The 12,548-nt window shown below is 58.0% G+C and carries 11 protein-coding genes; 9 read left to right on the top strand and 2 right to left on the bottom strand.

Annotation, left to right across the window (positions count from 1 at the left end; translation table 11 throughout):
* Positions 1 to 25: 25 nt before the first annotated feature.
* From AC6I79_RS16825 to AC6I79_RS16805, 5 genes are all read left to right on the top strand, one after another.
* The gene (locus AC6I79_RS16825) at positions 26 to 628 is read left to right on the top strand and encodes a hypothetical protein (RefSeq protein ID WP_021507674.1); all 603 of its coding nucleotides are present in this window, start codon (positions 26 to 28) and stop codon (positions 626 to 628) included.
* A gap of 125 nt (positions 629 to 753) precedes the next feature.
* Positions 754 to 2,193, top strand: a complete 1,440-nt coding sequence (locus AC6I79_RS16820) for a circularly permuted type 2 ATP-grasp protein (RefSeq protein ID WP_058770669.1) — start codon at positions 754 to 756, stop codon at positions 2,191 to 2,193.
* On the top strand, positions 2,187 to 3,116 hold the full coding sequence (locus tag AC6I79_RS16815; protein WP_021507672.1) for an alpha-E domain-containing protein: 930 nt from the start codon (positions 2,187 to 2,189) through the stop codon (positions 3,114 to 3,116). The genes AC6I79_RS16820 and AC6I79_RS16815 overlap by 7 nt, the downstream gene beginning before the upstream one ends.
* On the top strand, positions 3,113 to 3,913 hold the full coding sequence (locus AC6I79_RS16810; RefSeq protein ID WP_058759558.1) for a transglutaminase family protein: 801 nt from the start codon (positions 3,113 to 3,115) through the stop codon (positions 3,911 to 3,913). The genes AC6I79_RS16815 and AC6I79_RS16810 overlap by 4 nt, the downstream gene beginning before the upstream one ends.
* A 17-nt stretch (positions 3,914 to 3,930) precedes the next feature.
* Complete coding sequence (locus AC6I79_RS16805) at positions 3,931 to 4,635, top strand: proteasome-type protease (protein WP_031279727.1); 705 nt, start codon at positions 3,931 to 3,933, stop codon at positions 4,633 to 4,635.
* 44 nt (positions 4,636 to 4,679) lie between these two features.
* Here the strand turns inward: AC6I79_RS16805 and AC6I79_RS16800 are convergent, their stop codons facing one another.
* Positions 4,680 to 5,300 (bottom strand): response regulator transcription factor, encoded by a 621-nt coding sequence (locus AC6I79_RS16800; RefSeq protein WP_021507669.1) that lies wholly within the window; start codon positions 5,298 to 5,300, stop codon positions 4,680 to 4,682.
* Positions 5,301 to 5,574: 274 nt separating this feature from the next.
* Here AC6I79_RS16800 and olsF point away from each other — a divergent pair, with 274 nt between their 5' ends.
* Positions 5,575 to 7,278: a bifunctional ornithine lipid synthase OlsF gene (gene olsF, locus AC6I79_RS16795; RefSeq protein WP_021507668.1), complete on the top strand. Its 1,704-nt coding sequence runs from the start codon at positions 5,575 to 5,577 to the stop codon at positions 7,276 to 7,278.
* 256 nt (positions 7,279 to 7,534) lie between these two features.
* Positions 7,535 to 10,378, top strand: coding sequence for a sensor domain-containing protein (locus tag AC6I79_RS16790; RefSeq protein ID WP_159377342.1), 2,844 nt, complete (start codon positions 7,535 to 7,537; stop codon positions 10,376 to 10,378).
* 64 nt (positions 10,379 to 10,442) lie between these two features.
* On the opposite strand, the gene ftnA is transcribed toward AC6I79_RS16790, so the two are convergent.
* Positions 10,443 to 10,949 (bottom strand): non-heme ferritin, encoded by a 507-nt coding sequence (ftnA, locus tag AC6I79_RS16785; RefSeq protein ID WP_058759556.1) that lies wholly within the window; start codon positions 10,947 to 10,949, stop codon positions 10,443 to 10,445.
* Between the two features lie 457 nt (positions 10,950 to 11,406).
* On the opposite strand from ftnA, the gene AC6I79_RS16780 reads away from it, so the two are divergent.
* Together AC6I79_RS16780 and AC6I79_RS16775 are read left to right on the top strand one after the other, a co-directional pair.
* Positions 11,407 to 12,075 carry a nucleoside recognition domain-containing protein gene (locus AC6I79_RS16780; protein ID WP_021507665.1) on the top strand — a complete coding sequence of 223 codons (669 nt, stop codon included), beginning with the start codon at positions 11,407 to 11,409 and terminating at the stop codon, positions 12,073 to 12,075.
* Positions 12,065 to 12,538, top strand: coding sequence for a YjiG family protein (locus tag AC6I79_RS16775; protein ID WP_021507664.1), 474 nt, complete (start codon positions 12,065 to 12,067; stop codon positions 12,536 to 12,538). Before AC6I79_RS16780 ends, AC6I79_RS16775 begins: the two co-directional genes overlap by 11 nt.
* The last annotated feature ends 10 nt before the right edge of the window (positions 12,539 to 12,548 follow it).

Raw genomic sequence — 12,548 nt, 5'->3', positions numbered from 1 at the left:
CAACGTGGCTATCCGGAGAAAGAGTATGTCTGCCCAATCTTCCAGTCTGCTGTTACTGATGTCTTTCGCCGCCGGTACCTTTTCCGCGGGATCGTCAGGTAACCCGCAGCATTTAATGTTATCGCTGCCGTCCGGCGGTGTACCCAATAATCCGCTGCCGCTGATCATCTGGCCGTGCGTGGTGCCGGAAGAGGAGGAGGACAGCGCGGCCTGGTTTGAAAAAACCTTTAGCGCCAGCGGCTGGCCTGCGGCGTGGCGCGCGCCGATTTTTCCTTACACCCACTATCATCCCAACACCCATGAGGTACTGGGCGTCGGCGCGGGCTGGGCGGAAGTGCTGTTTGGCGGCGACAGCGGCCGCATGGTGACGCTGCGTGAGGGGGATGCGGTGCTGATCCCGGCCGGCGTGGGCCATAAACAGGTGTTTGCCTCCGACGACTTTTTCACCGTTGGCGCCTATCCTGAAGGGATGTCACCGGAAACCGTGCGCGACGAACCTTCCCGGCTGCGCGCGTCGAAAGAGCAGATCCAGCGCGTGCCGCTGCCGGATCGCGACCCGTTTACCGGCGGCGAAGGAGCAATGACCGAAATCTGGCTGCCAGTGGCGCAGCAGCTGATGCACCAGTAAGGTGCAAGGCAAGGATTATCCGGCGCGGCTCCGCTTTCGGGGCGCGCGTGCCGTTGCGGCGGCGGGCCTCTGGCACACTTTGTGCAGGAGAGAAGTCAGGTCCTCTGACAAGCGCCGGGTAAATCATGAAAGCACGCGACCAGATAGCATCAACCTTCTACGATGAGATGTTGCAGAGCGACGGTCAGCACCGCGCTCACTACCAGCATTACTGGGAATGGTTACAACAGGCGGACAAAGAGGCGGTGGCGCGCAAACGTGAAGAGGCAGAACTGCTGTTTCATCGCGTTGGCATCACCTTCAACGTCTACGGTGACGATGGCGGTGCCGAGCGGCTGATCCCGTTCGACAGCGTGCCGCGCATCATTCCTGCCAGCGAGTGGGCGATGCTGGAACGCGGCATTCGCCAGCGCGTTCAGGCGCTCAACGCCTTCCTGCACGATATCTACCATCAGCAATATATTCTCAAAGCCGGCATCGTGCCGGCCGAGCAGGTGCTGGTTAACGATCAGTATCAGCCCTGTATGCAGGATGTCGATCTGCATCGCCAGATCTACGCGCACATTACCGGTGTCGATATGGTACGCAACAGCGACGGCGACTATTACGTGCTGGAGGATAATCTGCGCACGCCGTCCGGCGTCTCCTACATGTTGGAAAACCGCAAAATGATGATGCGCCTCTATCCGGAGCTGTTTGCCGCGCAGCATATCGCGCCGGTGGAGCGTTATCCGTCGCACCTGTTGCAGACGCTACGCGAAAGCTCACCGGTTAACGATCCGGTGGTGGTGGTGCTGACGCCGGGACGTTTCAACAGCGCCTACTTCGAACACAGCTTTCTCGCTCAGCAGATGGGCGTGGAGCTGGTGGAGAGCGCCGATCTGTTCGTCAAAGACGGTGCGGTGCTGATGCGTACCACCGCCGGGCCGTGCAAAGTGGATGTGATCTATCGCCGCGTGGATGACGCCTTCCTCGATCCGCTCGCCTTCCGGCCGGATTCGATGCTCGGCGTGCCGGGATTACTGTCGGTATACCGATCCGGCAATGTGGTGCTGGCGAATGCGATCGGCACCGGCGTCGCCGATGACAAGTCGATCTACCCCTACGTGCCGGAGATGATCCGCTACTACCTTGATGAAGATCCGATCCTCAACAATGTGCCCACCTGGCAGTGCCGCAAGCCGCAGGATCTGAGCTATGTGCTGGCCAATCTGGCGCAGATGGTGGTGAAAGAGGTGCACGGTGCCGGCGGTTACGGCATGTTGATTGGCCCGGTCGCCAGCCAGCAGCAGCTGAGCGAGTTCCGTGAGCGGCTGCTGGCGCGGCCGGACAATTACATCGCGCAGGATACGCTGTCGCTCTCCACCTGCCCGACCTTTATCGACAACGGTCTGGCGCCGCGCCATATCGATCTGCGGCCTTTTGCGCTGTACGGCGCGGATATCCGGCTGGTGCCGGGCGGCCTGACGCGCGTGGCGCTGACCGAAGGCTCGCTGGTGGTGAACTCGTCGCAGGGCGGCGGCACCAAGGACACCTGGGTGCTGGAGGATGACACATCATGCTAAGCCGGACGGCCAGTGGCCTTTACTGGATGGCGCGCTATCTGGAGCGCGCAGAACAACTTGCCCGGGTGCTGGATGTGACCCATCGCCTGTCGCTGATGCCGGTGCGCAATCGTCAGGGCGACGAACTGCTGTTGCCGCTCAACCTGACCGGTACGCGTCAGCTGTTTGAAACCCTCAACGGGCGCTGCACCATGCCGCAGCTGTTCAACTTCTTCGCGCTGGATGAGCGTAACCCGAGCAGTATTTTCAGCTGCTGGCAGGCGGCGTGGAACAACGCGCACGCGGTGCGCGGCAGCCTGTCATCCGAAGTGTGGGAGAGCATTAACTCGACGTGGATTGAGATGCGCAACACGCGCCGCCGCGGCATCTCGCCGGCCGGTGCCGACAGCTTCTTCGACTGGGTGAAAGAGCGTTCGCATCTGTTTCGCGGCGCGATGTCCGGCACGCTGCTGCGCGGCGATGCGCTGCGTTTTATCCGGCTTGGCACGCTGATGGAGCGCAGCGACGGCACCGCGCGGCTGCTGAGCGTTAACCAGCAACTGCTGGAGCAGCATCCCGACACGGTACGGGAATATTACTGCCTCGATAGCCTGCTGCGCGCGGTGTCGGCGCGCGAGGCCTACAACGCCATCTTTAAGCAGCAGCTGATGCCGCCGCTGGTCAACGAAATGCTGATCCTGCGCAGCGAAAGTCCGCGCTCGCTGCACTCCTGCATTGAAGAGATCGCCAGCCAGCTGGAGCAGATTGGCAGCAGCGGCGAGGATCGTCCGCGCTATCTCAGTACGGTCCTGCTGGCGGAGATGCGCTTCAGCACCTGGGAAAGCCTGACGCGCGACGGCCTGCAGCCGTGGCTGGACCATTTTCTCAGCCGCATCAACGCGCTGGCGGAGAGCATCAATCACACCTATCTGGAGGCGAAATGAGACTGAACATTGAGCACAAAACCTGGTACGCCTATGAGCAGCAGGTAAAACTCAGCACCCAGTATCTGCGCCTGACGCCGCAGAATTCGGTGCACCAGCAGGTGCTGTCGTGGCAGCTCGATCTGCCGTGTGAGGCGACGCGCACGCTGGATGCTTACGGCAACGTGCTGCACGTGCTGACGCTGGACAGGCCGCATCAGCTGCTGGAGATTGCCGCGCGCGGCGTGGTCGAGATTCTGGATGCCAGCGAGCTGGCGCCGGATCCGCAGTCGACGCTGTCGCCGCTGGTTTTTCTGCGCGCTACGCCGCTGACCCAGCCGGACGGGGCAATCCGCGACTTCGCCCGGCGCTACTGGCAGGCGGAAAAACCGCTCGCCAGCCTGGAAAAACTGATGGACGAGCTGCTGCTGAAAATGCCGTACCAGCCCGGCAGCACGCAGGTAAGCGACAGCGCGGCGAAAGTGTTTGCTGCCGGCAGCGGCGTTTGCCAGGATCACAGCCACGTGTTTCTCGCCTGCTGTCGCAGCCTGGGCATCCCGGCGCGCTACGTCAGTGGCTATCTGTATACTGACAACGTTGAACACGTTGCTACCCACGCCTGGGTTGAAGCCTGGCTGGATGGCAGTTGGCACAGCTTTGATATCACCAATAACACGCGCAGTACGCGGCAGCATTTGCGGCTGGCGGTGGGTGTCGACTATCTCGATGCCTGTCCGGTGCGCGGCATTCGTCTGGGCGGCGGCGGTGAAGATATGCTGGCGGTGGCTGCGGTGCAACAGGTGCACGGGCAGCAGTAATCGGAACAGGCGTAACTATGACTTATTGTGTGGCAATGCGTTTATCGGCCGGGATGATTTTTGTCTCGGATTCACGCACCAATGCGGGCGTGGATCATATCTCCTCGTTTCGCAAACTGCATGTGTTTCAGGTGGATGATGAGCGCACGCTGGTGCTGCAAAGCGCTGGCAATCTGGCGACGACGCAGAGCGTGATGAGCCTGCTGCGGCGCAACTGCAACGACAGCGAACAACCCAATCTGCTTAACGGGCGTTCGCTGTACGACATTGCGCTGCTGGTAGGCGCCACGCTGCGTGAAGTGATTGCGCGCGACGGCGAGGAGTTTGGCGGCACGCTGCTGCTGGGCGGGCAGATTCGCGGCGAAGAGCCGCGGCTGTTCCAGATCTATCCGCAGGGCAACTTTATTGAAGCCAGCGTCGACACGCCGTACTTCCAGATTGGTGAGAGCAAATACGGTAAGCCAATTATTGACCGCGTGCTGCGCTATGAGACCTCGCTCAGCCAGGCGATGCAGTGTGCGCTGATCTCCATGGATTCGACGCTGGCGAGTAACATCTCCGTCGGCCTGCCGCTCGACGCGATGGTTTACCACAGCGACAGCTTCAGCGACAGCGAGCAGTACCACATCACCGAACAGCATCCCTACTTTTCCCAGATCCGCCAGCTGTGGAGCAAAGGGTTGCTGAGCGTATTTTCTCAGCTGCCGCCGCTCAAGCTCTGACCTGCTGCCCGGTCGTCACGCTGGCGGACCGGGCCGGGTTTGACTCACACCAGCTCATTGGCGCGCGCCGCCGTATTAATTCCGCTAATCCCTTTCAGGCCGAGCTTACGCAGAATTTTAATTTTATAAGTGCTGATGGTTTTACTGCTCAGCTGTAATTGCGAGGCGATCTCTTTATTACTCATCCCGGAGGCCAGTTTCACCAGCACAATCAATTCGCGACGCGTTAAACTCATCAATTTCTCGCTTTCAATCAGTTCGGCGGCATCCGCCGCGCTGTGCGTGACCGGATAAAAACGTTTTCCGCGCTCGACTTCTTTTATTGCTGTCAATAAAGTTTCCAAATCGCCGCGTTTACACACATAGCCTTCTACCCCTAACTGCAGGCAACAGCGTTGATAAAACAGGCTTTCTGAGGCGGTAAAAACAATGATTTTTTGCTGCGGCAAAATACGCTTAATGTCGGCAATCAGCGGAATGCCCGCGCGGCCGGGCATGGTCAGGTCCAGCAGCACCACGTCTGGCTGCGCATGATGTAATTCGCTAATCAATAAATCGCCTTTGTTGGCAATGCCCGCAACCGAATAGTCATAAGCGTGCAGCAGTGCCTGAATACCCGCACAGATTAATGGGTGGTCATCAACTATAAATACCGAATGAATCATATGTGTAGTCCAAAAATAAACAAAAAAAGAATGCAAGGAATAAACACCGATGAAAATTCATTAGCAGAGGTGTGACCAGATTAATTCACGGGTCTTAAGAATAAGATTTAAGTCCTGTCTGGAAAATTCTCATTTAAGGTAAAATTGACTTTTTTATGCGCCAGCACAAAGCGCGCCGATACTTTTTCCTGTCCGCATCTGCCGTGGTCATAAATCTGAAAACAAGCCGTTTTAACGTCAGGGGAATAAACCGCTGCGTATAAAAAGGTGCACCATGTTTTCCGTTGATCAGCTTCTCAATACTTACTGGCCAGGCCAGCAGCCAGCGCACTGGCAGAAAAGCCTGCTGAAGTGGGCGGTGCGTGAACAGGAGTTTCAGGACTTTGCCCAGCGCTATCCGCATCTGAAAGGGGTGGATATGGTGGAGCAGGTGCTGGAACACCTGGATGTGCGCTGTGAGCTCAGCGAACGCGACCTTGAACAGATCCCGACGCATGGGCCGGTGGTGATCGTCGCCAACCATCCGCTTGGCGCGCTGGACGGCCTGGCGCTGCTGGCGGCGGTATCGCAGGTGCGGCGCGACGTGAAAATCGTTGCCAACCGCATGCTGATGATGCTGGAACCCATCAACAACCTGATGCTGCCGGTGGATAACATGGGCAACCGCACCAGCCGCGAGCAGCTGACGCGCATGCAGCAGCATCTCGACAACCAGGGCGCGCTGATCATCTTTCCGGCCGGTGAAGTCTCGCGCCTGTCCAGCCGCGGCGTGCGTGACCGTCACTGGCACCACAGTTTTCTGCGCCTCGCCGCCCGCGCCCGCGCGCCGCTGGTGCCGGTGCACGTAGTCGGACGTAACAGCCTGGCGTTTTACGCCGCGGCGAAGGTGGCGGCACCGCTGGCGCTGCTGATGCTGGTGCGCGAAATGTTCCGCCAGCGCGGCACGCGCATCAAACTGCATATCGGCGAACAGATTCCCTTCGCCAACTGGCACGATGGCCATACGCCGGGCAAAGAGCTGGCGAAGCGGCTGCGCAAGCATCTGTACCGCATCGGCCAGGGACGACGCGGTCTGTTTCTCACCGAAGCCGCCATCGCCCGCCCGGAAGATCGCGCTGAGCTGAAAAAAGCGTTGCTGGAGAGTGAACGGCTCGGGACGCTGCCGGACGGCAAACAGATCTATTTGTGGCGGCGCAACGGGGCCAGCTGGGTACCGCTGCTGCGTGAACTGGGCCGGCTGCGCGAAATCGCCTTCCGCGCGGTGGGCGAGGGCAGCGGCCGGCGGCGCGATCTCGACAAGTATGACGATGATTACTATCACCTGATTTTGTGGGATGACGAGGCGCTGGAGATTGTCGGTGCCTACCGCTTTATTCCCGGCGCCGAGCAGCTGGCGCGGCGCGGGCTGCAGGGCATCTACAGCGACAGCCTGTTCCACTATGACGAGCGCATGCTGCCGATTATTCAGCAGGGGCTGGAGCTGGGACGCAGCTTCATTCAGCCGGCCTACTGGGGCAAGCGCGGGCTGGATTATTTATGGATGGGCATCGGCGCTTACATTGCGCGCTATCCGCAGACGCGCTACCTGTTTGGCCCGGTATCAATCTCCGGCACCATGCCGCTGGCGGCGCGCGATCTGCTGGTGGCGTTTTACCGTCTCTACTTTCCGACCGACCTGCCGCTGGCGAAATCGCGCCGCCCTTATCCGGCGTCGCTGCCGGAGGTGCTGGCGCAGTTCACCGGCGATAACTATGCCGACGATTTGCGTCGTCTCAAGCATTTGCTGGCTAATCTCGGTACCGCGATTCCGACGCTGTACAAACAGTATTCGGAAGTGTGTGAGCCGGGCGGCGTGCAGTTTATCGATTTCGGCAGCGATCCGGATTTCAATCACTGTATTGATGGTCTGGTGCTGGTCGATCTGTCACGCGTAAAACCCGCGCGTTATGAACGCTATATCGGCATGCATTTAACCTGAACGCGCCAGATGACGTCAGTTAATGCCACCTGACAGCACGCCGCCGGAGAATCTCCGCGCGGCGTGCTGTCAACTTTGCGCAATAAATCCACTATCCCACTGAACATTTTCTCGCCACTGCCGATAACCACACTACCAACTTTTGTCTGCGGATGATTTGCGCTTGTAAGCGATGCGCTTTTGCGTTTAAGTCTGCCTGAAGATTAAGAATTATCTTAACTGCGCATCGAGACCAGGCCAGCATAGGCGAACAACAATGAACAATAACTCTGACGTAATGTACCGGCTACTGGTGCAGAGCGTGGTGGATTACGCCATCTACATGATTAAGCCGGATGGCACGGTGGCTAACTGGAACACCGGGGCGCAACGCGCCAAAGGCTATACCCCCGAAGAGATCATCGGGAAGAATTTTGCGCTGTTTTACAGTGAAGAGGATCGGCGCAACGGCGCGCCGCAGCGCGGTCTGGCCATCGCCACCGCCACCGGGCGCTATGAAACCGAAGGCTGGCGCTATCGCAAGGACGGCAGCGCCTTCTGGGCGCACGTGGTGATCGACGCCATCCGCGATGAGTACGGCGAACTGCTGGGCTTTGCCAAAATCACCCGCGACTGCACTGAACAGCAGGCGCAGCAGCGTAAACAACAGGAACAGGAGCAGCGTTTCCGTTTATTGGTTGAAGGCGTAACGGACTACGCCATCTACATGCTCGACCTTGACGGCAACGTCGAAAACTGGAACGCCGGCGCGCAGCGCGCCAAAGGCTATGTGGCTGAAGAGATTGTCGGCCAGCACTTCTCGCGCTTCTACAGCGCACAGGATCGCCTGAACCATATCCCGGAACGCAACCTGACCACCGCGTTTAAAACCGGTCGCTTTGAAGACGAAGGCTGGCGCTATCGCAAAGATGGCAGCGCCTTCTGGGCGCATGTGATCATCGACGCGATTCGCGATGACGCCGGCAAACTGATCGGCTATGCCAAAATCACCCGCGACTGCACCGAACAGCAGGCGCTGCTGCGCAAGCAGCGTGAATACGAGAAAACCTTCCGCCTGTTAGTTGAAGGCGTGACGGATTACGCCATCTACATGCTGGATTTACAGGGCCGGGTGGTGAACTGGAACGCCGGCGCGCAGCGCGCCAAAGGCTATATGGCTGACGAGATCGTGGGCCAGCACTTCTCCGTGTTCTACGGCTCACCGGAACGTCAGGCGCGTACGCCGGATGCCAATCTGGGCATCGCGCTGAAAACCGGTCGCTTTGAGGACGAGGGCTGGCGCTACCGCAAAGACGGCTCCGCCTTCTGGGCGCATGTGGTGATTGACGCGATTCATGATGAAGAGGGCAAAATGATCGGCTTCGCCAAGATCACCCGCGACGTCACCGAGCGGCGTGAGCACGAGCAGCAGCTGCTGCGTGCGCGCGATCTGGCGCAGGCGCAGAGCGCCAAAATGTCGGAGCTTTCCGGCTTCCTCGACACCATCATCAGCAACATTCCCTCCTGCGTGATCGTTGAAGACGCCATCAGCCGCGAAATCCTGATGGTCAATGACAAAGCCGAGCAGCTGTTTGGCTTCAGTAAGTCGCTGATTATGCATAAGCGGCCGCACGAATGTATGTCGGCGGAACTGAGTGATTACTTCAACAGCCTGGCGGATATCGCGCTGCGCAGCGAAGGCATCCACACGCGCGAGCAGCTCTTGCTGACCGCTGGCGGTGAGCGGGTGCTGCACACGCGCGCCACCACCATCAGCGGCAAAGACATGCGGCAGAATTACGTGATGCTAATTGTGGAAGATGTCACCGACCAGCGCGAAGCCGATGCGCGCATTCGTCACATGGCGCATCACGATAATCTTACCAGCCTGCCAAACCGCATCCTGTTTCGCCAGAAGCTGAGCGAGGCGCTGCGCGTCGATCAGCAGCAGGGCCAGACCAGCGCCACGCTGTGTCTCGATCTGGATAACTTCAAGAACGTGAACGATGCACTGGGGCATCAAATCGGTGACGATCTGCTGCGGGTGGTGGCGAAGCGGCTGCGCAGCGTACTGCGCGATCAGGACACGCTGGCGCGCATCGGCGGCGATGAGTTTGCCATCGTGCTGCCCAACGTGCGGAATGCCGATGAGGCTGCGATTGTGGCGCAGCGCCTGATCGAGGCGATCCGCCCGCCGGTGAATGTTGAAGGCCACAACCTATCGGTCGGGCTGAGCGTCGGCATCGCGCTGACCTCGCAGGCCACCAATACGCCGGAACACATGCTGCGCTGCGCCGACATGGCGCTGTATGAAGCCAAGCGTAACGGCCGTAACCGTTATGAGCACTTTACGCTGGAGATGGATAATGTGGCGCGCAGCCGCCGGGTGATCGAGAACGATCTGCGCGAGGCAATTACCGGACGGCAGCTCAAGCTCTACTATCAGCCGATCACCAACGAAACCGGCATCATTGGCTATGAGGCGCTGATGCGCTGGCATCATCCGATCAAAGGATTGATCATGCCGAATGACTTCATTCCGATTGCCGAAGAGACCGGACTGATCCATATGCTCGGCGCCTATGCGCTGTACGAAGCCTGCCGCGAGGCGCAGAGCTGGGAAACCGAACAGTCGGTGTCGGTCAATCTGTCGCCGCTGCAGTTTAAGAACAGCTCGCTGGTGTCGGTGGTGGAGGGCGCGCTGCGGGAATCCGGCCTGGCGCCGCATCGGCTGGAGGTGGAGATTACCGAATCGGTGCTGCTGGATGATACGCTCGGCAATATCCGTACGCTGCAGAGCCTGAAAATGCTGGGCGTGCAGATTGCGCTCGACGACTTCGGCACCGGCTACTCGTCGCTCAGCTATCTGCGTTCGTTCCCGTTCGATAAGATCAAAATCGACAAGTCATTTATCAATGATATGGGCGACAGCCGCGAGGCGCTGGCGATCATCCGCGCGATTACCGGCATGAGCCGCAGCCTGGATATTCAGATCACCGCAGAGGGCGTGGAGAGTAATGAGCAGTTTGTCCGCCTGCGCGAAGAGGGCTGTACGCTGTTCCAGGGCTACCTGTTTGGCCGGCCACAGCCGTCGGAGCTTAGGCTAAAAGCGCTGGAGTAAGCACAAAAAAACGCCCGACAGAGTCGGGCGTTGTGCATGCTGCTGTGCATAATCTTTATTATTTTTACTGGCCGTGGCCTTCGACGTTCATGCGGCCCAGATCTTTGTCCACCAGGAACAGACCTTCGCCTTTGTTGCCCACCAGCGCCAGCTTGTCCAGCACGGTTTTGAACAGCTTCTCTTCTTCGTGCTGCTCGGCAACGTACCACTGCAGGAAGTTAAAGGTGGAGTAATCCTGCGAAGTCAGCGCGGCGTGCACCAGCTCGTTGATTTTGCTGGTGATCAGCTGCTCGTGCTTCAGCGCTTCTTCCAGTACGTCATTCAGCGAGGTCCAGCTTACCGCCGGCGCGGCGATGCTGCCCAGCACCGGCAGTGAACCGGCATCGCTGACGTAGTCAAACAGCTTCTGCATATGCTGCATCTCTTCGCGCGAGTGCATTTTCAGGAACGAGGCGGCACCTTCGAAGCCTTTGTCGCTGCACCAGGCGCTCATCTGCAGATAGAGGTTGGCGGAGAAGAATTCGAGATTGAGCTGGTCGTTCAGGCGTGAGGTCATTTCAGCGGTTAACATGGCTGAGTCCTTTTTAATTTGTCAGGTGAAGTACGGCGAATTATGCATCAATCTATACTTTTTTGTGAAGGTTTTTTCGTAAAAAAGTTGAATTTATCTTATTGATTATAAATGGAATTATTCCGCTAGTTGAATGCGAAGAATTCTCAATTTTGACTAATTTTCATTCACAGTCCGCAGCACTGTTTTAGTGCAGCTGCGTTGCCTGCTGGCGGTGCAGCGCACAACTGCACCGATCACTTCTTCGCCAGTCACCCCGCCGATAAAATAAGCACTGGCGCAACCAGCAATAAACCTGACACGGCGATTTAAACGCTTATTCTGGCTGCTGCTTGTTACTGAACAAAATTAGCCATAGCGAAATTAAAGAAAGTACGCATTGGCATAAATCCTGCTTGGTTAATAGTTCCGTATATTGCAACCACGTCTGGCAGAAATAGGGCCAGCAGGAGAAAAGATGTCTGAAGAAAAAATCATGGCCGCGCCACAAACGGTCACGGCAAGCGCCGGAAATTATCTCGCGCTGATACTGGCAATACTGTTTTTTTCCGGTTTGCTTTATAAGGTCGAAGGCTTTAGCTGGCTGGGCGCGTTTGATTTCACCACGCTGGGTGGCAGCTTTGGCACCATCAAAGAGTCAGGTTCCACCTTTCTCGGTGCCGGCGGCATCAGCGCCAAAGCCGGCTTTCTGTTCGCGCTGTCGCTGGCACCTACTGTAATGCTGGCGCTGGGCGTGCTGGAGATTTTCACCCACTACGGCGCGATTCGTGCCGCCCACACGCTGCTGACGCCACTGCTGAAACCGCTGATGGGGTTGCCGGGACGCTGCGGCCTGGCGCTGATTACCGATCTGCAAAGTACCGATGCCGGTGCGGCGCTCACCAAAGAGATGGCGGATCAGCAGCAAATCGGTAAAAAAGAGCTGGTGGTGATGAGCGCCTGGCAATATTCCGGTGCCGGACTGATCAATAATTATTTTGCCATTGGCTCGGCGCTATTTGCGTCCATGAGTGCACCAATCATTATTCCGCTGCTGCTAATGTTTGTGCTGAAATTCGTCGGTGCGGCATTTGTCCGTTTTGTGTTAAACAGTGTTTATAAGAAGGATTTTGCTGATGTCAAATAACGTACAGACGCGGGTCAATAATAATCCGTTTGATATTTTTATTGTCGGCGCGCGTAAAGGCTTCCATATTGCTATTCACAATCTGATGCCCAATGTGGTGATGGCCTACGTACTGGCGGAAGTGCTGAATCTGCTCGGCATCATGCAGTTTCTTGGCCACGCGTTTGCACCGCTGATGGGGATTTTCGGTTTGCCCGGCGAGGCGATCACCGTGCTGCTGACCGCGTGGCTGTCATCCTCGGCCAGCGTCGGGGTGGCGGTAAGCCTGATGGCGAAAGGCCTGCTGAGCGGTACCGACATCACTATCCTCGCACCGGCGATTTTTCTTATGGGTTCGCAGTTGCAGTACATGGGCCGCCTGCTGGGCGTCGCCGATGTGCCGAAAAAATACTGGCCGCTACTGATGCTCACCAGCATTATCAATGCGGTTATCGCTATGTTCGTGATGCGTTTTTTTGTTTAGGAGCGAAACG

The organism is gamma proteobacterium symbiont of Scutellera amethystina (assembly GCF_059730845.1).
Note: the sequence above shows the minus strand (reverse complement) of the source record. Positions and strands in the feature narration are given on the sequence as shown.